Annotated in this window: 22 protein-coding genes; 21 read left to right on the top strand and 1 reads right to left on the bottom strand. The window is 32.1% G+C overall.

From position 1 onward, the window contains the following. The first annotated feature begins 53 nt into the window (after positions 1-53). From VIM70_RS16865 to VIM70_RS16795, 15 genes are all read left to right on the top strand, one after another. Positions 54-2,189 (top strand): hydantoinase/oxoprolinase family protein, encoded by a 2,136-nt coding sequence (locus tag VIM70_RS16865; protein ID WP_331946944.1) that lies wholly within the window; start codon positions 54-56, stop codon positions 2,187-2,189. Next, positions 2,186-2,851 (top strand): hypothetical protein, encoded by a 666-nt coding sequence (locus VIM70_RS16860; protein WP_331946943.1) that lies wholly within the window; start codon positions 2,186-2,188, stop codon positions 2,849-2,851. Before VIM70_RS16865 ends, VIM70_RS16860 begins: the two co-directional genes overlap by 4 nt. Continuing rightward, the gene (locus tag VIM70_RS16855; RefSeq protein WP_331946942.1) at positions 2,844-3,791 is read left to right on the top strand and encodes a sugar kinase; all 948 of its coding nucleotides are present in this window, start codon (positions 2,844-2,846) and stop codon (positions 3,789-3,791) included. The genes VIM70_RS16860 and VIM70_RS16855 overlap by 8 nt, the downstream gene beginning before the upstream one ends. A 1-nt stretch (position 3,792) precedes the next feature. Then, positions 3,793-4,407: an orotidine 5'-phosphate decarboxylase / HUMPS family protein gene (locus tag VIM70_RS16850; protein WP_331946941.1), complete on the top strand. Its 615-nt coding sequence runs from the start codon at positions 3,793-3,795 to the stop codon at positions 4,405-4,407. A gap of 1 nt (position 4,408) precedes the next feature. After that, positions 4,409-4,948: a 6-phospho-3-hexuloisomerase gene (gene hxlB, locus VIM70_RS16845; RefSeq protein WP_331946940.1), complete on the top strand. Its 540-nt coding sequence runs from the start codon at positions 4,409-4,411 to the stop codon at positions 4,946-4,948. A 28-nt stretch (positions 4,949-4,976) separates the two neighbouring features. Next, a complete protein-coding gene (locus VIM70_RS16840; protein WP_331946939.1) occupies positions 4,977-5,969 on the top strand; it encodes an NADH:flavin oxidoreductase in 993 nt (330 codons plus the stop codon). Positions 5,970-6,198: 229 nt separating this feature from the next. Beyond that, complete coding sequence (locus VIM70_RS16835; RefSeq protein WP_331946938.1) at positions 6,199-6,501, top strand: hypothetical protein; 303 nt, start codon at positions 6,199-6,201, stop codon at positions 6,499-6,501. A gap of 184 nt (positions 6,502-6,685) precedes the next feature. Further along, complete coding sequence (gene clpB, locus VIM70_RS16830) at positions 6,686-9,283, top strand: ATP-dependent chaperone ClpB (protein WP_331946937.1); 2,598 nt, start codon at positions 6,686-6,688, stop codon at positions 9,281-9,283. Between the two features lie 107 nt (positions 9,284-9,390). Then, positions 9,391-9,684, top strand: coding sequence for a GNAT family N-acetyltransferase (locus VIM70_RS16825; RefSeq protein WP_331946936.1), 294 nt, complete (start codon positions 9,391-9,393; stop codon positions 9,682-9,684). A 110-nt stretch (positions 9,685-9,794) separates the two neighbouring features. After that, positions 9,795-10,265, top strand: a complete 471-nt coding sequence (locus tag VIM70_RS16820; protein WP_331946935.1) for a methylated-DNA--[protein]-cysteine S-methyltransferase — start codon at positions 9,795-9,797, stop codon at positions 10,263-10,265. A gap of 147 nt (positions 10,266-10,412) precedes the next feature. Next, complete coding sequence (locus tag VIM70_RS16815; protein WP_331946934.1) at positions 10,413-11,240, top strand: Cof-type HAD-IIB family hydrolase; 828 nt, start codon at positions 10,413-10,415, stop codon at positions 11,238-11,240. A gap of 138 nt (positions 11,241-11,378) precedes the next feature. Next, positions 11,379-11,984 carry a TetR/AcrR family transcriptional regulator gene (locus tag VIM70_RS16810; RefSeq protein WP_331946933.1) on the top strand — a complete coding sequence of 202 codons (606 nt, stop codon included), beginning with the start codon at positions 11,379-11,381 and terminating at the stop codon, positions 11,982-11,984. Positions 11,985-11,993: 9 nt separating this feature from the next. Then, positions 11,994-12,698: an ABC transporter ATP-binding protein gene (locus tag VIM70_RS16805; protein ID WP_331946932.1), complete on the top strand. Its 705-nt coding sequence runs from the start codon at positions 11,994-11,996 to the stop codon at positions 12,696-12,698. 2 nt (positions 12,699-12,700) lie between these two features. Next, positions 12,701-15,874 carry an ABC transporter permease gene (locus tag VIM70_RS16800; protein ID WP_331946931.1) on the top strand — a complete coding sequence of 1,058 codons (3,174 nt, stop codon included), beginning with the start codon at positions 12,701-12,703 and terminating at the stop codon, positions 15,872-15,874. Positions 15,875-16,002: 128 nt separating this feature from the next. Beyond that, a complete protein-coding gene (locus VIM70_RS16795; RefSeq protein WP_331946930.1) occupies positions 16,003-16,638 on the top strand; it encodes a phosphoribosyltransferase in 636 nt (211 codons plus the stop codon). A gap of 142 nt (positions 16,639-16,780) precedes the next feature. Here VIM70_RS16795 and VIM70_RS16790 read toward each other — a convergent pair whose 3' ends face one another. Then, positions 16,781-17,644 (bottom strand): MurR/RpiR family transcriptional regulator, encoded by an 864-nt coding sequence (locus VIM70_RS16790; RefSeq protein WP_331946929.1) that lies wholly within the window; start codon positions 17,642-17,644, stop codon positions 16,781-16,783. A gap of 287 nt (positions 17,645-17,931) precedes the next feature. Between VIM70_RS16790 and VIM70_RS16785 the strand changes: the two genes are divergently transcribed. The 6 genes from VIM70_RS16785 to VIM70_RS16760 all read left to right on the top strand — a co-directional run. Then, complete coding sequence (locus VIM70_RS16785) at positions 17,932-19,026, top strand: zinc-dependent dehydrogenase (protein WP_331946928.1); 1,095 nt, start codon at positions 17,932-17,934, stop codon at positions 19,024-19,026. Between the two features lie 37 nt (positions 19,027-19,063). Then, positions 19,064-20,584: an FGGY-family carbohydrate kinase gene (locus VIM70_RS16780; RefSeq protein WP_331946927.1), complete on the top strand. Its 1,521-nt coding sequence runs from the start codon at positions 19,064-19,066 to the stop codon at positions 20,582-20,584. Next, positions 20,584-21,615, top strand: a complete 1,032-nt coding sequence (locus tag VIM70_RS16775) for a 2-hydroxyacid dehydrogenase (protein WP_331946926.1) — start codon at positions 20,584-20,586, stop codon at positions 21,613-21,615. Before VIM70_RS16780 ends, VIM70_RS16775 begins: the two co-directional genes overlap by 1 nt. Before the next feature lie 284 nt (positions 21,616-21,899). Next, positions 21,900-22,748, top strand: a complete 849-nt coding sequence (locus tag VIM70_RS16770) for a MurR/RpiR family transcriptional regulator (protein ID WP_331946925.1) — start codon at positions 21,900-21,902, stop codon at positions 22,746-22,748. Between the two features lie 183 nt (positions 22,749-22,931). Then, positions 22,932-24,455, top strand: a complete 1,524-nt coding sequence (gene gntK, locus VIM70_RS16765) for a gluconokinase (RefSeq protein ID WP_331946924.1) — start codon at positions 22,932-22,934, stop codon at positions 24,453-24,455. Positions 24,456-24,470: 15 nt separating this feature from the next. After that, on the top strand, positions 24,471-25,382 hold a 912-nt coding region (locus VIM70_RS16760; RefSeq protein WP_331946923.1), incomplete at its 3' end, for a gluconate:H+ symporter.

Here is a 25,382-nt window from a genome sequence, read left to right as displayed (position 1 = left end):
AGAAGAGATTCTGCAGATTAATTTTTAAATTAAAAGCTTAGGAGGAATTTAATATGACAAAAAGATTAGTTAGAGTTGGAATTGACGTAGGAGGTACACACACAAAGGCAGTCGCTATAGATAATGATACTCATGAAATTATTGGAAAATCATCAGTTATGACATCTCATGATAATGAATTAGGGGTTTCTGCAGGTGTTGTAGAATGTTTTGAAATATTGCTTAATGCTAACAATATATCTCCGGATGAAGTTATTTTTATAGCTCATAGTACAACTCAAGCAACTAACGCATTACTAGAAGGAGACGTCGCAGATGTTGGAATTATAGGCATGGGAGCAGGGGGACTTGAGGGATACTTATCTAAAAAACAAACAAAGATTGATGATATTGATTTAGGAACAGGTAAGATCATTAAAGTTTACCATACATATTTGAAAAAAAAGATAATAAATACTGAAACTATAACAAATGCTATTAAAGAACTTATGAGTAAAGGTTCTAGTGTTATTGTTGCGTCGAAGGCTTTTGGAGTTGACGATATTAGTGAGGAACAACAAGTTCAAGACGTTGCTGAAACTATGAATGTACCGGTGTCTGTTGCATCAGAAATAAGTAAACTTTATGGTTTAACACGAAGAACAAGAACTGCAGCTATTAACGCAAGTATTCTTCCTAAAATGCTAGAAACTGCTACAAGTACAGAAAGTAGTGTTAGAAAGGCTGGAATAAAAGTTCCACTTATGATAATGCGTGGAGACGGTGGAGTTATGGATATTTCAGAGATGAAAAAACGTCCAGTACTTACAATGTTATCTGGACCAGCAGCAAGCGTTGTTGGAGCCCTTATGTATTTAAGAGCATCAAACGGTGTTTATTTTGAAGTAGGAGGAACAAGCACAAATATTGGTGTTATTAAAAATGGTAGACCTGCCGTTGATTATTCTATCGTTGGAGGACATTCTACGTATATTAGCTCTCTTGATGTACGGGTTCTTGGTATTGCTGGAGGTAGTATGGTAAGAGCTAATACCACTGGAATAGTAGATGTAGGCCCAAGAAGTGCTCATATAGCAGGTATGGAATATTCTGTGTATACTCCATATGAAGAGATTGTTGATCCACAATTAGAATTTTTTTCACCTAAAAAAGGTGATCCAGCTGATTATGTAGCTATAAAATTAAAGAGCGGTAAAAGAATAACAATTACTAATAGCTGTGCAGCAAATGTATTAGGAATTGTAAAACCTGAGGATTATTCATATGGAATTGTTAAATCAGCTGTAAAGGCTATGGAGCCACTTGCAAAACATCTTGGATTATCAGTTGAAGAAGTTGCAAAACAAATACTTGCAAAATCCTTTGAAAAGATTAAGCCAGTCATTGAAGGTCTCGCAGAAAAATATAAACTTGAAAAAGACCAAATTTCATTAGTTGGTGTTGGTGGAGGTGCAGCAGCATTACTTCCATATACAGCTGAGCATATGGACTTAGAATATAGTATACCTGAAAATGCAGAAGTAATATCTTCAATAGGAGTTGCTCTTGCTATGATTCGTGATGTTGTTGAAAGAGTTATACCAAGTCCAACAAGTAAAGATATTGCGGATATTAAAAAGGAAGTATCAGAACTTGCAATTGCAAGTGGTGCTGTTCCAGATTCTATAGAGGTTCAGATTGAAATAGATCCTCAAACTTCAAAAGTAACAGCTATTGCACTCGGATCTACAGAAGTTCAAACTACAGATTTACTAAAAAAATGTACTGAGGAGGAAGCTAAAGAACTTGCAGCTAAATCTATCGGTTTACCAGCTAACGATGTGAAACTTGAATGTAAAAATAATGTATTTTATGTTTTCTCTGGAGTAAAGGATAAAAAGTCAGAAAAAGTACAGATTAGGGTTGTTGACAAAAAGGGGTTTATCAAAATCCAAAGAGGCGATGGCCAAGGCGTTATGTGCACAGTGCAGGATATAAAGAGTGTTATAGATGAAATGTGGGACGATCTTTCAGTTTATAAAAGTGATATGAGGCTTACACCAGATGTTTACTTATGTATTGGCGGAAAAGTACTGGATTACTCAGGAATGACGAGCACAGAACAATTATATATGATTATTGAAACAGAGACTGCACTTTTAGAGCCAGACGAAAGTGTTATAATTGTTGGAGCAAAGAATGACTTATGATAAAGGAGTTAATAAGAGAACTCTTAGCTGTAGATGATAACATATGGGGTTTATACACTTTTAGGAGAGATCCTATATGCAATAAATTAACTGACTCTGAGAAAATAGAAATGATTAAGAAGGCCAATGAGTGTGGAAGGCAAGAGGCTATAGGACTTATTTATAAATATGGTATAATGACTTGTCATCAATATGCAAAGCAGCTTGGGTTAACAATATCAGAAATAGATGAAAAAAATGCTGATGACTACATTTTATTTGCCAAATTTAACTCTCCAAACAACATTTTTATTAATATAAACAATGTTAAAAAGGTTAATGAATTAGTTAGTGCAGAAAATATGAATATTTTAATTGATGAAGTTGACATAGAAGAGGTATTAATAGCTCATGAAATGTTTCACTTTATTGAAGGTCAAAACAAAGAAATGTATACAAGTAACGCGAAAATAATGCTCTGGAAATTAGGACCTATAAAGTATACATCGAGACTTATAGCATTAGGAGAAATTGCAGCTATGGCTTTCGCCAAAGAGTTACTTAACCTCTCGTATAATCCTAACCTATTTGATGTTCTACTATTATATCCTCATGATGAGAAAAAAGCAAAAATGCTATATGATGAAATTAATGACGTAAAAGGAGCTGATATTAATGCCTGAAATTATATTAATTGGTGAACCTATGGCTATGTTTATAGCAAGCGATACCGGAAGACTAGAAGATGTTGAAAACTTCACAAGGTCTCTTGCAGGGGCTGAGGTTAATGTTTCCATAGGCCTCAAAAGATTGGGTTATGATGTTAGTTATGTTACAAAGCTTGGAGTAGATCCATTTGGGAAATATATAAAGAATTTTTTAGATAAAGAAGATATTGATACAAGTTATGTAAGTTTAGATGCTAGGTTTCCTACTGGTTTTCAGATGAAAGGTAAAACTATGCTTGGAGATCCTGAGGTTGCATACTTTAGAAGAGGTAGTGCAGCATCACATATCTCGGTATCCGACATTAAGGAAATAGATTTAAATGGGGTAAAACATATTCATCTTACCGGGATACCACCGGCTTTATCTAAAAGCTGCAGAGAAGCAACTTATGAAATGATAAGTAAAGCAAAAGAAAAAGGATTATTTATAACCTTTGATCCAAATTTAAGACCAACGCTTTGGGATAATAAAGAAGAGATGGTTAGAGTAATTAATGATATTGCATCGAAATGTGATATGGTTCTTCCTGGTGTTTCCGAAGGTTTAATATTAACAGGAAGTGATGACCCAAATATAATTGCAGATTTCTATTTAAAAATCGGAGTTAAAAGCGTAATAGTTAAAGTTGGAGATAGTGGAGCCTTTGTAAAAACTCATAATGAATCATTCACAGTACCAGGTTTTAAGGTTGAGAAGATAGTAGATACTGTTGGAGCTGGTGATGGATTTGCTGTTGGTGTGATAAGTGGAATTTTAGAAAATTTATCACTTAAAGATGCAGTATCAAGAGGAAATGCTATAGGTTCTATGCAAGTAATGGTATCGAGTGATAATGAAGGATTACCTAATCGGGAAAAACTAAACGCATATATTCAAGATAAAGAGATACGATAATATGAAGATACAACTTGCAATTGATAGAGTTACAATTGATAAAGCTAAGGAAATATTAAAAGAAGCCAGCCCTTATATAGATATAATTGAAGTTGGAACATCATTAATAAAAGACTATGGAGTTGTTTCAATAAAAGAAATAAAAAAAGCTTTCCCAAATAAAACTATCTTAGCTGATATCAAAACAATAGATGAAGGTGCTTATGAGTTTGAGGCAGCATTTAATAGTGGTGCACACATAGCTACGGTTATGGGCGCAGCGTCCATTAATACACTGAATGCTTGCTATAAAGTATCACAAGACTTTGGAAAAATTATGATGATAGATCTTCTAGAAATAGGATATGAGAAAATTAATATGCTTTTGGGTTTTACTGAAGCAATATTCTGCATACATGCGCCTTCAGATGGTGGAGAATATACTCTTACATCTCTTCTAAAAGAATTTAAAGAAAAATTTCCTCAAATAAATAAAGTTGCTGTTGCGGGTTCAGTGAATTATGATACTGTAATGGTTATAAAAGAAGCTAGTGTCGACATTGTAATAATAGGAAGCGCAATAACTAAGGCGACGTATATTGGAACTGCAGCTAAAAAATTTAAGGAGATGATATAATTTGGATACTTTAAATATCATAATTGATGAGATAAGTTCAGTCTTATCAAAGGTAGATAGTAAACAAATTGAAGAGGTCGTAGCATATATTAGTAAAGAAACACGAATATTTATAGATGGAGAAGGCCGCTCTGGTCTTATGGGAAAAGGTTTTGCTATGAGGCTTATGCATTTAGGTTATACTGTTTATTCAGTGGGTGAGACTATAACCCCAGCTGTGCTTAAAAAAGACATTTACGTTTCTATTTCAGGTTCTGGAGAAAGTGGTAACGTAGTTTTAAATACTAAAGGTGCAAAAGGAAAAGGTTGCAAGATAATAGCAATTACAAGTAAAAAAGAATCTAGTATTGGATCTTTGGCAGATATTTTAATTATTGTACCTGGTACTACAAAAGGTGATAGTGGAGAGCAAAGAAAATCTGTTCAGTTATTAAGTACATTATTTGACCAAAGTCTTCATATAGTTTTGGATGCATTATGTTTAATGTTAAGTAAAAAAGATAACGTTTCGAATAAAGAAGCTACAGCTAAACATTGGTAAATGTAATTAATTGCAAGGAGGTAATAAAATGTCATATTTGCTTAAACCTTTAGAAAATTGTAAGTTAACTTTAAATAACAGATTAGTTATGCCACCCATGGCTACTTCAAAATCCAATGAAGATGGAAAGGTAAGTAAAGATATATTAGATTATTATGATGAAAAATCAAGAGGTGGATATATCTCACTTATTATTATAGAACATAGTTTTATAACACAAAAAGGAAAGGCTAGTGATAGACAACTTTCTGTGGCAGATGATAGAATTGTGGAAGGTATAAGGGAACTAGCAAATATTATTCATAAAAATGGATCTAAAACAGTAATGCAAATTAATCATGCTGGAAGTGCTGCAACTAAAAAAGTTACAGGATATGATCCAGTAGGACCTTCAGCAATTTCAAATCCGCGTTTAGGTAATGTTCCAAAGGAACTTACAAAAGAAGAGATTAGAGACATAATTTTAGGATTTAAGGATGCCGCAAGGCGTGTTAAAGAAGCTGGGTTTGATGGCGTAGAGATTCATTCTGCCCATGGGTATCTTCTAAATCAATTTTTGTCACCTCTTACTAATAAAAGGACTGACGAATATGGTGGAGATTTACTAGGAAGAATAAAAATTCATTTAGAAATTATTAAAGTAGTACGTGAGGTTGTTGGTGAAGAATTTCCAATTCTTCTTAGATTAGGTGCTTGTGATTATATGGATGGTGGAATTACTATTGAAGATAGTAAAATTGCATCATTAGCTTTTGAAAAAGCAGGGGTGGATATTCTTGATATTTCTGGGGGATTTTGTGGATATACCGTTCCAGGAAATACTAGTCAAGGGTATTTCTCATCGCTCACTCAGGCTATAAAGGAAGTTGTTTCAGTTCCAGTTTTACTTACTGGTGGAATTACGCAAGTTCCTGCTGCAGAGGAACTCTTATCTTCTGGAAAAGCTGATCTTATTGGTGTAGCTAGGGCTATATATAAGGACTCTAGTTGGGCAGAAAAGGCTATTAAAAGTATTAAATAAAAGTATAAAGATTTGAAAATTTATAAAGTAAAAACCATCGATTTATAAGGAATCGTTGGTTTTTTTTGATATTTATTAAATAAAGGTGAATTTCGTATATAGAAACCGGTTATTTTGTATATGTTATGGTATAATATAAGATAAATAGTAATTGTGAATAGATGAATAAAATAACAAGAAACTTGTATTTGTATGTTTCCTGGCCACCCATGAAGGAAGGAAAAGTAAGATGATAATGCTTCAAAAAATATATAAACTTTGTGAATGTTTTGAAAAACAAGATAGAAAAGCGGGAATTATGAAATTAATAAATAAAGGCTATACTGAGGTCACCGCAACAAAATATTATAACATTTGGAAGAGACATTACATGGATTCTCATGGTAAAGATTTAATGCTTTCAGGTATTTATATAGAAACCCCTAGGGTAAGAAAACTTTTAGAAGAGTGCTCATTTGGTGAACGTCAAAGGTATCTCGAAGCTTTAAGTAAAGAGCAACTTGTCAGAATAACACAGGCGTTGCTTAGATAGTGTAAAATTAATTTGTAAATAACAAATTATTTATTATTGATTAAATTATAATCACGATAGAAACTTAATGTGGCTCTGCAGGAGATGATTAAGCGGTTATCGTGATTAATTTATACCTTTAAAATATAACAAAGTGAAAATGTATAACAGTATTTATTTAATAAACTAAAGGGAGGTTATTTACATGGATGTAGAAAAATTAACAATAAAGGTTCAACAGTCATTAAATGAGGCTCAATTATTAGCTGTAAAAAATAATCATCAGCAGATAGATACAATTCATTTATTTGCAGCCCTTATAGCTCAAGAGGATGGGCTCATTCCCAATATATTTAGTAAAATGGGAGTGGATATAACAAAGCTTAATGAGGACATTAAAAAAGATTTAGATAAGATGCCAAAAGTAACAGGCAGTGGTGCAGATAGTGGATCTGTCTATGCGACTAGAAGGTTTGACGAAGTTTTTGTGAAAGCAGAGGATGAAGCTAAAAAATTTAAAGATTCTTTTATAAGTGTTGAACATGTAATGCTTGGACTTATGGATGTAAATACTAAAGAGATTACTAATATATTAAAAAAATTCAATATAACTAAAGAAGCATTTTTAAATGTGCTTTCCACAGTTCGTGGGAATCAGAGGGTAGAAAATGCTGATCCAGAGGGAACTTACGAGGCATTGGTTAAATATGGATCGAATCTTGTGGAGCAAGCTAAAAAGCATAAACTGGATCCTGTAATAGGACGAGATGAGGAAATAAGAAGGGTTATAAGAATACTTTCTAGAAGAACTAAAAATAATCCAGTACTTATAGGAGAACCAGGAGTAGGTAAAACTGCTATAGTTGAGGGGCTTGCCCAAAGAATTGTAAAGGGAGACGTACCAGAAGGACTTAAAAATAAAATAATATTTTCTTTAGATATGGGAGCTCTTATAGCTGGTGCCAAATTTAAAGGTGAGTTTGAAGAAAGACTTAAAGCAGTGCTCAAAGAAGTAGAAAATAGTGAAGGAAATATAATTTTATTTATAGATGAAATTCATAATATAGTAGGAGCAGGTAAATCAGAGGGTTCTATGGATGCTGGAAACATGATTAAACCACTTCTAGCAAGAGGAAGTCTTCATTGTATTGGGGCAACTACCTTTGATGAATATAGAAAATATTTAGAGAAGGATAAAGCTCTAGAGAGAAGGTTCCAGCCAGTAACCATTGAGGAGCCTACAGTAGAAGATGCTGTGTCTATACTTAGGGGTCTTAAAGAAAAATTTGAGATATACCATGGTATAAGAATTCATGATTCGGCAATTGTTGCAGCAGCGAAACTATCAGATAGATATATAACAGCAAGATTTCTCCCAGATAAGGCAATAGATCTTATAGATGAAGCATGTGCTATGATAAGGACTGATATTGATAGTATGCCAACTGAGATGGACATGATAAAACGAAAGGTATTTCAGTTAGAAATTGAAAAAAAAGCATTATCTAAAGAAAATGATGAGGCTTCAAAGAAAAGACTAATAACACTTGAGAAAGAGCTTAGTAATTTAAAAGATAAAGATAATGAAATGACAGCAAAATATGAAAAAGAAAAATCTAAGATAGTTGAAATTAGAAATTTGAAAGCCGGGTTAGATGTTGCAAGAGGTGACATAGAAAAATCAGAAAGAGAATATGATTTAAATAAAGTTGCAGAACTTAAATATGGAGTAATTCCAAAACTAGAAGCGTTGATAAAACAAAAAGAAGAAGAAATACATCAAAATAATGAAACAGCTATGCTTAAAGAAGAGGTAACCGAAAAAGAGATTTCACAGATAGTATCAAAGTGGACTGGTATACCAGTAACTAATCTTGAAGAAGGTGAAAGGCAAAAGCTCTTAAGACTTGAAGATGAACTAACTAAACGGGTAATTGGCCAAAAAGAAGCAGTTACTGCAGTTTCAAATGCAGTTATTAGGGCAAGAGCAGGCATGAAGGATCCTAAAAGACCTATTGGTTCATTTATATTTCTTGGACCTACTGGTGTTGGAAAAACCGAACTTGCTAAAACGCTAGCTGAAACTTTATTTGAGTCTAGTGAAAATATAATAAGAATAGACATGTCAGAATATATGGAGAAATATTCTGTGTCAAGGCTTATAGGAGCTCCACCAGGATATGTAGGTTATGAAGAGGGTGGTCAGCTTACTGAGGCTGTTAGGCGAAAACCTTATAGCGTAGTATTATTTGATGAAATAGAAAAAGCTCATGAAGATGTATTTAATATATTCCTTCAAATATTAGATGATGGAAGGCTTACAGATAATCAAGGCAAGATTGTAAACTTTAAAAACTGCATAATAATCATGACGTCTAATATTGGAAGCAACTATCTCTTAGAAAACAAAGAAAGTGGAGGTATAGAAAAAAATATCAGAGATAGAGTTATGAGCGAACTTAAGACCAAATTTAAACCTGAATTTCTAAATAGGTTAGATGATATTATATTATTTAAACCATTAGAAACAAAGGAAATAGAAGGTATAGTAGATATATTCTTAGCAGATATTCAAAATAGGCTTAAAGAGAAAAATATATCAATGAAAGTAACCGCTGCTGCTAAAAAGCTAATGGCTGAAGAGGGCTACGATCCGATTTATGGAGCACGACCATTAAAGAGATATATTGAGAATGTATTAGAAACATCTATTGCAAAGAAAATTATTAAGGGCGATATAAATGATGGTTCTATCATTGGTGTAGATGCCAAAGATGATCAAATTGTAATAGAAAAAATATAACAACTGAGTTTACTAATATGATATTACTAATCCCAAATTACCGTTATTACTGTTATAATTATGACAGTAATAACGGTAATTAATTTTTCAGAAAAGAGGCGCTAAAGATGATTAATTTTATGCCTTTTCCAAATATTGAGACTAAAAGTTTAATATTAAGAAAAATGAATTATAATGATATTAATGATTTGTTTGAGATGAGAAAAGACTCACGAATGAACGTTTATATTGATACAAAATTAGAAGCAAATACTGATGAAACAGAAATTTATGTTGATAAGATGAATAAAGGTGTTGATGATAATAAATGGATTATTTGGGCAATTCAGCACAAGCAATCAAAGAAGGTTATCGGTACAATTTGTATTTGGAATATAATAGTAAATCAATTAATCTTTTAGAAAGATGTAATTTTAATGAGATAAATAGGGTTGACGATGAAGGCCAATTTAGTAATAGAGTTTATCATATGGTAGTATATAGGTTAGAAAAATAGACTGGAGGTGGCTAAATGATTAAAAAATATTATGGATATTATAATTCACCTATTGGGATATTAGAAATAATAACTTCTGATAATGCAGTAATTTCAGTTATGTTTTTAGAGGAGGGAAAGGAAAACACAGAAGAACCACCAATTTTAAAGGAAGTTATTAAGCAATTCGATGAATACTTTAGAGGAACAAGAAAAGATTTTGATATAAAATGTGAAATTACAGGGACTGAATTTCAAAAAAAAGTTTGGAAAGTTTTAATGAAAATACCTTACGGAGTAACTTTATCTTATAAGCAAATAGCTATCGCAATTGGTAATGAAAAGGCAACAAGAGCCGTTGGTAATGCTAACGGTAAGAACATTATTAGTATAATTATACCTTGCCATAGAGTAATTGGATCTGATAAGAGCCTGACAGGATATGCAGGTGGACTTAATAGAAAGAAATGGCTTTTAGAACATGAACAAGAAATTTTAGAAAAATAACAGCACTTTTAATGAATATTTGAAATAATAACCTCCGACTGTGTTATAATCTCAACTATAGTTGTAGAGAATATAAATGGAAGCATAGGGTAATCACAGAGTTTGATAATATGTGATAACGCTAGATAAACAAAGGAGAATCTATATATGATTAAATATAAATGGTGTGTATGTGATATGGATGGGACATTATTAAATTCAGATAATGTGATAACAAATGAAAATGAAGTTGCATTAAAGAAGCTTAAAAAGATGGGACTTCAGGTGATTATTGCTACAGGAAGAATTGATCTTATGGTGAAAGTTTATATTAAGCAATTGGACTTAAAAGGTCCTGTTATTTCGTGTAATGGTGGACTAATTAGAAACATTGGAACTGGAGAGATTCTTTATTCAAAGATAATGGATAAAATTTCTGTAAAAGAGATTATCACTTATTGTATGAAAAATAATGTACATTTCATTATATATACTGTTGATATAGTATATTCTAGCAAAAATAATCCTCTAGGTAAAAAATATGAAGATCGTAATAAACTATTATCAGAAGATATAAGGGTACCTATTAAATATATTGATAATAATATAATTGAAAATATTAATGATATTGATGCTTTGAAAGTACTATTAGTTTGTGAAAAACATGAAGAGGTTATTTTTTTAGAAAAACATTTTTTGAAATATGATAACCTTACTGTTGTGAGTTCAGCAATAGGTCTTTTAGATATTATGGCATCAAATATTTCTAAAGGAAATGCATTAAAATTATTATCGCAGAAATTAGGAGTAGACTTAAATGAAGTCATTGTTTTTGGAGATAATTATAATGATATAGAAATGTTTAAGTCTGCAGGGATGCCTATTGCTATGGAAAATTCCGTAGAAGAAATTAAATTACAGGCGAAATACATAACTAAGTCTAATAATGAATCTGGCATAGCATATGCCATAAATAATTACATATTGGAGGAATAAAGCAAGAATATAATACAAGAAAATAATTGCTATTGACGTAAGTATATTTACGTCAATAGCAATTATTTTTTTATTTTGAAATCTAGTTGAGTTATTTTAGAAATAGAGTATAATGTAAAAGAGAACGGAGGTTTTCTAATGCAATATTTAAAAGAGGAAGTCAGAAAAAATATAGTGGAAGAAGCTCTAAAACAATTTAAAGAAGTTGGATACAAGGGCACATCGATAAGAAACATAGCTAAAAACTCTGATACATCAGTTGGTAATTTTTACAAATATTATCATGGTAAAGATGATTTATATGAGCATTTAATAATGCCTGTATATGATAGATTAATGGATTATATCAATCAATTTAATAAAGTGATTGTAAACGAAAAGGCAGATGATATTTTCTATGAATTAATGGAAAAAATACTGGAGATATTTAAAGAAAGTAGTACAGAACTTACAATATTACTTAACAAAAGTGAAGGGTCAAAGTATGAAAATTGTAAAAAAACCTTTGTAGATTTTGTAACTAGAATAGTTACACAGAAAATGGAATATGAATTATCATTGCAGGGCAAAAGACTTAAAAATAATTTTATTATTTACCTTGTATCATATAACCTTGTGGAGAGTATTTCCATAATATTAAGAGAAAAAGAGGATGGGATGTTGGTTAGAAAACTTATCCTAGATATAATAGATATATTTTATAATAATATTAGAAGCAAGTTAGATTGCGAGAATATAAGTTAGGAGATTATAATGAAGAATTTTATACAACTAAAAAATGTAAAAAAGACTTATACTACAGGAGAGGTTATCATTAAAGCCGTAGATGATGTTTCATTTTCTATAGAAAAAGGTGAATTTGTTGTGGTTATTGGCGCTAGTGGTGCAGGCAAAACAACAATACTTAATCTTTTGGGAGGTATGGATCAAGTTACAACTGGAAAGATTATTGTAGATGGTAATGATATAAGTGAATATAATAAAAAAAAGCTTACAAAATATAGACGTGATGAAATAGGATTTGTATTTCAATTTTATAATTTAGTACAAAATCTAAATGCAATTGAAAATGTAGAGCTTGCAGTTGAAATATGTAAAAACCCAATGAATCCTGTAGAAGTACTTAAAAATGTAGGTCTTGAAAATAGAATGCAAAATTTTCCGTCGCAACTTTCAGGTGGAGAACAGCAGAGAGTTTCAATAGCAAGGGCACTTGCAAAAAATCCTAAGTTACTTCTTTGTGATGAGCCTACGGGAGCACTGGATTACAACACGGGTAAGTCAATACTTAAGTTATTATCGGATACATCTAAAAAAGATGGAATGACTGTAATAGTCATTACGCATAATTCTGCTATAACACCTATTGCGGATAAGATAATAACAGTGAAAAATGGGAAAGTTGAAAGCGTCTTGAAAAACGATAATCCAATGGCCATTGAAAGTTTGGAGTGGTAGAAATGAGAAAGACGTTTTTCAAGAATCTATTTAGGGATATAAAAAAGACTTTTTCAAGGTTTTTATCTATTGTAATAATTATCGCAATCGGAGTAGCTTTTTATGCAGGAGTTAGAGCTACAAGCCCTGATATGAAAAAATCTGCAGATGCTTATTTTAATCAAACTGGATTTATGGATTTTAAACTAATTTCAACCCTTGGACTTGCAAAGGATGATTTAACTGTAATTCAAAAATTAAAGGGTGTAAAAAATGTGGAGGGTTCTTTTTCAATAGATGTTGTAGTTGAAAAAGACAAACATTCACTGGTTCTTAATGTTAATTCTATTCCATTAAAAAATGGAATAAATCAGATGAAAATTGTAACAGGAAGAATAGCAAAAGCTAATAATGAAGTTGTAGTTGAAAAAGGATTTTTAAAAGCAAATAAATTTAAATTAGGTGATGAAATCGAACTTAAATCAGGGGACGATACAATAATGGGGGATCACTTAAAAATTAGTAAATTCAAAATAGTTGGAGAAGCATTGTCACCCTTATATTTATCAGCTCAAAGACAGTTAAGTTCTGTAGGAAATGGATCCGTTAAAGGGTTTATTTATATTCAACCTGATGTATTTAAAAGTGATGTTTATACAGAAATATATATGAAACTAAGTAGTGACCTATCAAAAGATAGTCTTATATCTAATGAAGAGTATAAAAAAGTCTCAGCTGATATGGAGAAAAATCTTAAGGCTATTGGAGTTATAAGAAGCAAAATACGATATTCACAAATAATATCTGATGCAAATAGTAAAATAAATATAGCTGAAGTCAAATTAAATAAGTCGAAAAAAGAAGCAGCGGATAAATTTAAGGAAGGTTACATAAAATTAAATGATGCAAAAATTAATATTGACAATGGCAAAATAGAGCTCCAAAAAAATGAAATAATTTTTAATGAAAAAAAATCACAAGGAGAGTTGCAAATTGTTTTGGGTAAAAATAAACTTCTTGATAGTGAGAAAAAACTTAATTTAGGAAAACAACAAGCAGCATCTAATATTTCATCATCAATAGCATTAAAAGTGATTGATGCAAAAAAACAATTAGATTCAGATCCTAATAATGAAGTTTTTATTTCTCAGTACAATGGTATAAATCAGATTTATCTTAAAAGCATTAATGGAAAAGATTTTGACAATATGTACACTTCATTGAAGGATAATGGTTTTTTGACACAAATGAAGCCTTATTTTGATATAGAGTTGTTAAAAAATAATTTCGAAACGTCAAAAGCAAAAATTGATTCGGGAAATGAGCTGTTAATTCAACAAGAAAAATTGCTTAAGCAAGGCGAATTAGATATTGCAGCAGCAAGAATAAAGCTTGAAGATGGAGAAAAACAAATAAACGACAGTACGCTAAAATTAAAGTCAGAAGAAAAAAAGGCGAATGTCAAAATAAAAGATGGTTTATTAAAAATCCAGGAAAATAAAGATAAAATTAAGGATATTAAGTACCCAGAGTGGTATGTCCTAGGACGAAGCGCTAATCTTGGATATGAAACATATAGACAAGATAGTGACAGAATAGACAATATAGGTAAGGCATTCCCACTTATATTTTTTTTAGTGGCAGCATTGGTTAGCCTTACAACCATGACAAGAATGGTTCAAGAAAATAGAATTGAAATAGGAACTTTAAAGGCTTTAGGATATTCAAGAGTTTCCATAACTACGCACTATTTGATATATGCACTTTTGGCTAGTTTAACTGGGACGCTTTTAGGTATATCCTTTGGTTTTAGGCTTTTTCCTCCACTTATTATGAATGCCTATAGTTCGCTTTATTCTCTCCCAATCTCTTTAACACCTTTTAACGGGGGTCTTGCATTACAAGCTTCTTTAATAGCTGTAATATTTACAACTCTTGCAGCGGTTGCAGCATCACTTGAAGAATTAAGGGAAGCACCAGCATCTTTAATGAGACCAAAACCACCAAAGGCTGGAAAAACTATATTACTAGAAAAAATAACATTTATATGGAAAAGGTTAAGTTTTACAAATAAAGTTACTGCAAGAAATATATTTAGATATAAACAAAGATTTTTTATGACTGTTATAGGAATAGCTGTGTGTACGGGTCTTATGATAACGGGGTTTGGACTTAAGTCAGGAATCATAGGCGCTACGGAAAGTCAATTTACCAATATATATAGATATAACATGTTGTCAACACTTAGAAAAGACATAGATGTAAAAGAAAAAAATACTATGAAAGATAAAATAATAGAAACAAAAAATATGAAATCAGTTTTATTTTCATATACAAAAAATGCAACGGTGGATCTTTATAAATCTGGACGTGAAGATGCTTATGTAGTAGTTACAGAAAATAAAAATGAGATTAATAAGTATATTAATCTTACAATGAAAGGTAATGATTTGAAACTTGACGAGAATGGTGTAATTATTACTGAAAAACTATCAAAACTCATGAATAAAAAAGTTGGAGACACGTTCCCAATAACCATGGATGGTAAAGTGGTAAAAGCGAATATTTCCGGTATAACGGAGCATTATTTGCAACATTATATTTATATGAGTCCTGATTATTACGCGAAAATAACCGGAGAAAATATCAAATTTAATGGATTTTATGGACTTTTAAAAAGCATTACAGATAGTTCAGAAGATAAAACCACAAAGGTATTAACAACAATAGATAATATAGGATCTGTAAATTACAAAAACAAAACACAATTTGATTTTAATAAAACCACAAAAAGCATAAATTCAGTTGTGCTAGTGTTAATAGTATCTGCAGGGGTTCTTGCCTTTGTTGTAATATACAATCTCACAAATATAAATATCAATGAAAGAAAAAGAGAATTGTCTACAATAAAGCTTTTAGGGTTTTATGATAGTGAACTTGCTTTATATATATACCGTGAAAACATAATATTAACGGTAATAGGAAGTTTAACAGGAATAGCTGTTGGAATATTGCTTAACAATTATGTAATTGCTAGCTCAGAAACCAATATAATGATGTTTATGAGAAATATATCTCCTATTTATTTCCTATATTCAGTTTTACTTACAATTTCTTTTTCTGTAATTGTAAATTTAGCCATGTACAAAGAATTTGGTAAAATAGATATGATAGAATCACTTAAAAGTGCAGAATAATACTTATAAGGCACATTCAAATAAATTTAGGGATAATTTATCTCAATGTTTGGAAGTATAGATATAGAGTATCCCTAAAATAAAAATCTTTATTAGTAAAATAAACTTAATAAGTGTGGTGAATTAAGATGATGTTTTTAGATAGAAAAGACGCAGGGGAAAAGTTAACCGATAGTCTTGAAAAATTTAAGGATGAAGATGTGATTGTACTTGCTGTGCCAAGAGGTGGACTCCAAATAGCATTTGATACAATAAAAAGGTTTGGGTTTAAATGGGATCTGATTATTCCAAGAAAGATTGGTGCACCACATAACAAAGAGGTAGCTATAGGCGTTGTGTCTGTGGATGGTAGCTATTTTATAAACAATCAATATGTGGAAATGCTCAATATATCACAAGAGTACATCGACAAGGAAGTATCGGAGCAAATAAATGAAATAAAAAGAAGAATGAAGGAGTACCGTGGAAAAGATACGTTTCCTGAAGTTAAAGGTAAAACGGTTATAATTATGGACGATGGTATTGCTACGGGTTTTACAATCCTAGCTGTAATAAAGGCTGTTAAAAAGCAAGGAGCTAAAAAAATTATTTTAGCAATTCCTGTAGGTCAAAGGGAAACTATTGAAGAATTTAAAGAGCTTGTAGATGAGGTAGTATGTCTATATATACCAAATGAATTTTATGCAGTAGGTTCATATTATGAGGATTTTAAGCAAGTTACTGATGAAGAAGTATTTAAAATTATAAATGAATTGAGGGGATAAGTTATGGAGTATAAGCTTATTGCGGTAGATATGGATGGAACACTTCTTACTCCATAATTAGAGGAAATGTTAATGAAAAATAGTAAATATTAAAACCTGCAGTTTATTTTAGACTGCAGGTTTGTTTTTTAATTAATTATAATTAAAATCTTTTTTTTGCTATAGCTTCACGTATTTTTTCCATATTATTCATTATTCTATCGGGTTGTCTTAGCATAGCGCCTACATATAGAACATCAATGATTGCTAAATGGGTCATTCTTGAAGACATTGATTCAGAACGAAAATTAATTTCGCGGCCCATACCGTTAAGTATGATATCTGAGACATTACTAAGTGGTGATTTAATATAACTTGTAATACCAATTATGGTAGCTCCGTTCTCTTTTGCAATTTTAACAGCTTCTAAAACTGCCTGATTGGAACCAGTATGAGATATAGCAATTACAACATCGCCTGAGTGTAGAAGAGAAGCAGAAATCACTTGCATGTCTTGATCTGCGTAAGCTCTAACTGAAATACCAAAACGAATAAATCGATGTTCAACTTCAGAGGCTACTGAGGCTGATCCACCTGTACCATATGCAACTATGCATTTTGCTGCTAGGACAGCTGTTATAGCCTGTTCTAAAGCCTTTGGATTAATTATTTTCAAAGTATCTTGTAAAGCTTCATGAATATCTTGAAAGATTTTATTAGCAATTACATCTATTGAATCCTCTGTGTGTACTTCATTATATACAGATTCAAGTGGATCATATAAATCGCTTGCCAATCCAATCTTAAGACTTTGAAAACCGGAAAGGTCTAGCTTCTTGCAAAATCTCGTAATGGTTGCCTCAGAAATCCCAATATTTTCAGCAAGTTGGGTGATAGTCATATGGATAACTTCAGATGGGTTAGCTAATATGTATTCAGCCACTTTGCCTTCTTTTTTTGTTAAGGAATGTGACATACTGTGTATTAATACTATACAGGAATTTTGCTTGACCTCGTGAGCTTTCATAAAAACCACCTTTCAGGTAAAGAGCAGAATTTTCTTAATAAACATAACTATATTGTATATAGTTATGTTTAAAATGTAAATACTTTTATTTTTAACTATTTAAAAGCATTTGAATTTTCTTAATTTTCTGTCTAGGAGTATTGACTTTTAATAAATTTGGTAATACAATAAATATGAAAATAGTTTTTAAAAAATATATAAAAAATGAAAATAATTATCTAGATTTACAAATAGAAATAAAAGATAAAAGGCTATTTTTAATTCTAAAGTTAAAATGGAGGATGAGTATGATAGCAGCAGTTTATCACGGAATTAATAATATGACAGTTGAAAATTTAGCAAAACCTAAGGTTGAACCGGGAACTATTTTGCTTAAGGTGAAGGCTTGCGCAATTTGTGGTGGAGATTTAAGAACTTTCAGGTTTGGTCACGACCAAATAAAACCACCTATGGTGTTAGGCCACGAAGTTGCTGGAGAGATAGTAGAAGTAGCTACAGATGTTAAAAATTATTCAGTGGGTGAACGAATAATAGTTGCACCTGCGATTGGTTGTGGGACATGTTCATATTGCTTATCAGGCTGGCAGAACATGTGTTATACCCGCAAAACCATTGCCCATCATTATAATGGTGGTTTCGCAGAATATATGTTAATACCAGCAGGAGCAGTACGTGCAGGGAATATTAATCGTATTCCAACGGAAGTAACATATCTTTCTGCATCATTAGCTGAGCCACTTGCTTGCGTTTTAAATGCCCAGGAAGTAATGAATATAGGTTTAGGAGATACAGTAGCCGTTATAGGGGCTGGACCAATTGGATGTATGCATGCAGAAGTTGCTAGGGGAAGAGGAGCAGGAAAGGTATTTATGATTAATCGTAGTGCTAAACGTTTAGAAGCAACTAAACAATTTAATTTTGATGCATATATTGATTTAAGTTCTACTGACGGTCTGAAAGCAGTTATGGATTTAACGGGAGGAATGGGTGCAAATGTAGTAATAGTAACTGCAGGAAGTGGAGATGCTCAAAATTTAGGTATATCAATGGCAAGTAAAATGGGGAAAGTTTGTCTTTTCGCGGGTTTACCTAAGAATCAGCCTAAAATTGAAATGGACGCGAATTACGTGCATTATCGTCAAATAGCTGTTTTTGGTGCTTTTTCTTCAGCACCTAGACATAACGCACTTGCTTTAGAAATGATACGTAGTGGTAAGGTATCTGTAGAAAAGATTTTGACTCATTTGGTGTCATTAGATAAAATCAGAGAAGGAATGGATTTAGTTGATAATAGGGATGCTTTTCGCGTAAGTGTATCTCCATGTATAGATGAAATTAGGGATGAGATTGAACGTCATCCTGGGTTAAAAGTGATTGAATAAACTTTAGTAATTTATTAAAGGGCGAAGGGGTTAAATCATGGCTTGTTTAATTGGTATTGATGTAGGAACTACAAATTGTAAAGCTGCAGCATATAGTGAAAGTGGGATACTTAAAGCTATGGCTAGTCGGCCAACTATTACTCATTATTTAGAAAATAATTGGGCTGAATTCAATCCTGATCAGATATGGGAGGCTATACAAGGTTCACTAAAGGATATAATAAAACAACTGAGTGGAGAGAAAATAGATGGAATTGCGGTGGCTAGTATGGGTTCCGCGGGTGTGCTTCTTACTGAAAACGATGAATGGATAAATAGGTCAATAGCTTGGTTTGATACACGTACAGAAAGTATTGCTGAATGGTGGAATGATACCATGGGCAGAGAACAAGTGTATGAAATTACTGGGTTTGCTCCCAATCCAATAGCAGGTATTACTAAAGTACAATGGATTCGCGATAATAAGCCTAATCAATTTAAAAAAGTTAAGCATTGGTTATCTATGCAGGATTATATTGTTTATCGCTTAACTGGAGAGGCTGTTGTGGATTTTTCAGTAGCTTGCAGAACTATGGCAGTAGATTTGAAAAATCGTTGTTGGTCTAAAGATATTTTAGATCATGCCCGAATTCCGGAGGAAATTTGCTCAAAGCTTAAAAAACCCGGGGAATTGGCTGGAAAAGTAACAAAAAAAGCATCTGAACTAACTGATATTGCTGAAGGCACTCTTGTATATACAGGCGGAATGGATTATGTGTGTGGTGCATTTGCCTGTGGATTGGTGGAAAGTGGGCAAGTTCTAAGTGCTATAGGAACCAGTGAGCAGATTCTTATGGTTACTGATGAACCAGCTAATAAAATAGAACATATAGATACAAATTTTACTTGCGTAAATTATGTTGTAAATGATAAGTATTACATTCAAGGTCAGCTTATTTCATCAGGAGTTATTATGGATTGGTTTCATACAGAGGTGGCTAGAGAAGATTTGTCAACTCTAATTCAAGAAGCAGAAAAATCTCCTTTAGGTGCTAAAGGCGTGCTATTGTTGCCATATTTTCGTGGTAAATATGCCCCAGGAGCAGACTCTAGAGCTAAGGGGGCATTCGTCGGATTAACTACCTCACATACTAGAGGGGATTTGGCAAGAGCAATTCTTGAGGGTCTTTGTTATGAATCAAAAGTAATAATTAATGGCTTACAAGAAGTTACGGGAAATGAAGTTAAGGAAGTAAACGTTATAGGTGGTGCTACAAAATCTCAGTTTTGGATGCAAATGAAGGCTGATATTTTAGGAATACCTGTTCGTTGTATAGATGAATCTGAAGCAGTTACCTTAGGAGTAGCTATGTTAGCTGGTATAGGTGCTGGGGTTTATAAAGATTCTGCCGATGCTGTATTTAAAACGAGACGTGAAACAAAGATATATACACCAGATTTTAAAAAACATGAGAAGTACAATACTATATTTGAAAATGTATATAAAAATATTTTTCCAGCATTGAAAGAAATGAATTATAAAATAGATGATATGATAAAATTAGGAGGAATAGTCTAATGAAATTTTTAGTAGTGGGAGATCCGATGTTACCATCTAAAGTTCTCGCAGAGGCAGTACATGATGTATTTGGTGCAAAAATAGAAGTCAAATGTGTAGATTGGCAACCAGAAAGTGAAGAAGAGTTTTGGCATTTACGTAGTCAAGTGGAAAAAAACGGTCCTGATGCAGGGAAGCCACCAGTTGAATTAGAAGAAGCAGCTAAAGACGTTGATGTGATTATAACACATCATACACCTATTAATAAGGAAGTTATAAAGAATAGTAATGCATCTTATGTTTGCATTTGCCGTGCTGGTACAGAAAATATAGATGTTAAAGCAGCAACAGATAAAGGCATAAAGGCTATGAAGACAATGGGCCGTAATGCAGAAGCTGTTTCTGATTTTACAATTGCATTAATGTTATCAGAATTGAGGAATTTAGCGAGAGGACATGCTGCGCTTACTTCTGGAAAATGGAAAAAGAAGTATGCTAATTCTGCTTTTATGGGGGATATGCGTAATAAGACTATAGGTTTAGTAGGCTTTGGCTATATTGGACGTCTTGTTGCTAAAAAATTATCTGGATTTAATGTTAAACTATTAATATATGATCCATTTGTTAAGGCTGAAATGTTAAAAGAATTTGGTGCAGAATCAGTTTCTTTAAAAGAATTGTGTAATAAATCCGATTTTGTTAGTATTCATGCTAGGTTGAGCAAGGAAACAGAAGGACTAATTGGTAAGGAGGCTCTTTGCTGGATGAAACCAACTGCATATCTTATTAATACTGCAAGAGCTGGATTAATAGATGAAGGTGCTTTGGTGGAAGCTTTACAAGAACACCGAATTGGTGGAGCTGCTATAGATGTATTTTGGACTGAACCAATAGCGGAAAATCATCCATTACTAAAAATGGATAATGTAACAATTACTCCACATTTGGCAGGTGCAACTAATGATACATTCCGTATGACTCCTTATATATTGTTAAATGAATTAAAACACGCTATAGACAATAATGGTACTTCTGATTGGATAGTAAACTAGGATGGTTGAAAAGTTTAAAAATTATTTGAAAAAGAATATCATATAATAGTATTAAGTAATAGACTATTCCATTTTTTAAGAAAGCTGCATTGTATATTTTAAATGCAGCTTTTATAATTATTCATTAAATACCACTAATTTAAATAAACGCATTCTGTTTTAAAAGGCAGAATATCGTTTATTTTGCTTATGTAATTGAATAATATATAGTATAATAGAAATTATGGAAGAGTTTGTGAGTTTAAATAGGTAATAAAGAAAAAAAACTGTTAGGTGGTAATGTAATGAATGACATAGGTGGTATACAAAGATTAAGAAATATATATTCAGAACTTAAAGGAACGGAAAAAAGGGTTGGTGAATACATACTTAAAAATCCAAAGGATATTATCCATTCATCTATAACTGAGCTAGCTGAAAATTGTAGCTGTGGTGAAGCTACAGTATTTAGACTTAGTAAAAAGTTAGGATTTAAAGGATATCAGGATTTAAAGATAAGTATAGCTAGTGAAATTGTAAAACCACTTGTAAATATACATGAGGAAATAAAAGAAAATGATGATACCTTGGTTTTGATGCAAAAGATATTTAATTCCACAATAAGCTCTCTTAATGAAACTTTAAGGATAAATGACAGTAAGGAATTAGATAAAGCTATAGGGTATATTCATAATGCAAAAAGAATAGCTTTCTTTGGTATGGGTGGGTCTGCGGCAATAGCCCTTGATGCATATCATAAGTTTATGAGAACAGGCAAGTACTGTATATTTCATGATGATTCACATTTTCAAGCTATGGTAAGCTCCATGTATGATGAAAATGACTGTATAATAGCTATTTCTAATACTGGAAGCAATAAAGAATTAGTAGAAAATGTAAGAATTGGCAAAGAGAAAGGTGTAAAAATTATATCTATAACTTCAAACTATAAATCTCCAATATCAAAGGTATCAGATGTGGTTCTGGTATCATATGGTAAAGAAAATCTGTCGAAAAGTGAGGCAATGGAATCAAGGATTAGTGCATTATCTCTTATAGACTGCATGTTTGTTGGTACCTGTTTAAAGGATCAAGATAATTATTATAGGGTTTTAGGACAAATAAGAGAAGCTATCGCGAACAAAAGATATTGAAATAATTTTCATACACTCGTTAAGAGTGTATTTTTTTATGCAAAAATGAAAAATATTTTCAAAAAACTATTGATTAAACCTTTACAGTATAATATAATAATAAAAAAGAGAAAAATTTTCATAAAGTATTAGTTAAGAGAATAATATATAGAATAAAGAAAATTTATTTCAAAGGGGGATGTTATGGAATATTTAATTGGACTAGATATTGGAACAAGCAGCACTAAAGCAATTGCGTTTGATATGTTGGGAAATGTAATTTCAAAGTGCAATATAGGTTATCCTATTTTAAACCCTAAACCTTCTTGGAGTGAGCAATCTCCTGAGGAAATGTTTGAGGCGGTTATTAATTCCATTAAATGTGTAGTAAATGAAAACACTAAAGAGGGAAATAAACTTCTGGGGGTTAGTTTCAGCGCTGCTATGCACGGGTTAATTGCTGTAAATAAAAATGGAGACAAATTAACAGATTGTATTATTTGGGCAGATACAAGAAGCACAGAATATTCAGATCGAATAAAAAATAGTAAATTAGGTCATGAAATTTATATGAAAACAGGCACTCCGATTCATCCAATGTCACCATTATGTAAATTGGCATGGATGAGGGATAATTTGAAGGAAGTATTTACAAATACAAGTAAATTTATTTCAATTAAAGAATATGTTTTCTTTAAACTGTTCGGTAAGTATGTTGTGGATTATTCAATTGCATCTGCTACAGGCTTGTTTGATATTTATGAACTTCAATGGAATAAAAATTCATTAGAAGTTGCAGGTATAAGTGAGGACAAGTTATCTATACCAGTATCCCCAACGAAAATATTTAAAAATATGGATAAAAAATATGCAGATTTAATGGGAATTGATATAGAAACTCCGTTTGTAATTGGAGGAAGTGATGGTTGCCTTGCTAACCTTGGTGCTAATGCTGTAAAACCTGGAGATGCTGCAGTTACAATCGGAACTAGTGGAGCTATCAGAATAATAGCCGATAAACCCAAAAATGATAAGAGCGAAAGAATTTTTAGTTACATTCTTACTGAAGATCATTTTGTCCTAGGCGGGCCTGTTAATAATGGAGGCATTATTTTCAGATGGTTCAGGGACAATTTTTCACAAATAGAATTAGGAGAGGCTGAAAAATTAGGTATAGATACTTATGAATTATTAACAAAGGAGGCGTCTAAGGTATCGGCAGGATCAAATGGACTTATATTTTTGCCTTATCTGCTTGGAGAAAGAGCACCACATTGGGATGCAAACTCTAAGGGTGTTTTCTTTGGAATAAATATTACACATAAAAGGGAACATTTTCTAAGAGCACTTCTAGAAGGCGTAATATTTGGAGTTTATAGTGTGGGAAAAGCTTTAGAAGAAACAACTGGCAACATTGATACAATCTATGCTACTGGGGGGTTTGTTAGATCTGAGCTTTGGGTTCAAATGCTTGCAGATGTATTTAATAAAAAGGTAGTAATAGCAGAAAGTTATGAAAGTTCATGTTTGGGAGCAGTAGTACTTGGCATGAAGGCAATAGGACTTATAAATAATATCGAAGAAGTAGAAAAATTAGTTCCTATTTCTAAAACATTTAAGCCAGATATAAAAAATCATGACGTTTACATGAAAACTTTTGAAATTTACGAAAGATTGTACGTTAAATTAAAAGATGAGTTTGTAAATATTGGTTTATTACAAAAATAAAAGGGGGATTTTATTATGCCATTATTAATTGTTGCTTTGGGAGTTATATTATTATTAGTTCTTATGATAGCGTTTAAATTAAATGGATTTTTGTCATTAATTCTTGTTGCACTTTCAGTAGGTATTTTGGAAGGCATGCCATTGCCTGCGGTTGTAACTTCCATTACCAAGGGTGTTGGTGGTACATTAGGCACACTTGCATTGGTACTTGGATTTGGTGCTATGCTTGGCAAGCTGATGGCAGATAGTGGTGGAGCTCAAAGAATAGCTCTTACACTAATTGAAAAATTCGGGAAAAAACATATACAATTAGCAGTTATTATAACCGGCTTTATAGTTGGTATAGCTTTATTTTATGAAATAGGTTTTGTACTTTTACTTCCACTAGTATTTTCAATAGCAGCAGCTGCTGATATTCCACTTTTATATATAGGGGTTCCAATGGCAGCAGCACTTTCAGCTACCCATGGATTTTTACCACCACATCCAGGCCCTACGGCTATAGCTGCTATTTATAAAGCAGATTTAGGTAAAACTTTAATTTATGGTATTGTTTGTGCTATACCAGCAGTAATTCTTGCGGGTCCTGTACTTACAAAATTCTTGAAACATATGGAACATGATATACCAAAGGGTTTATATAATCCTAAGATATTTACGGATAAAGAAATGCCTAGTTTTGTAATAAGTGTGTTTACAGCTTTAGTTCCAGTATTATTAATGGCTGCAAGGGCTATTGCTACTATTAATTTACCAAAAGGTTCACCCATTTTAAATTACACTAACTTTTTAGGTGATCCAGTAATAGCATTGCTTATAGCTGTACTTTTAGCTATATTCACTTTTGGACTAAACAGGGGTAAAAAGATGCCTGAAGTTATGAAAACTGTAACTGAATCAATAGCGGCTATTGCTATGATACTATTA

Source organism: Clostridium sp. (assembly GCF_036569345.1).
In the GTDB taxonomy this organism is placed as follows: Bacteria; Bacillota; Clostridia; order Clostridiales; family Clostridiaceae; genus Clostridium_AD.
This window is presented reverse-complemented; position numbering and strand designations above follow the sequence as displayed.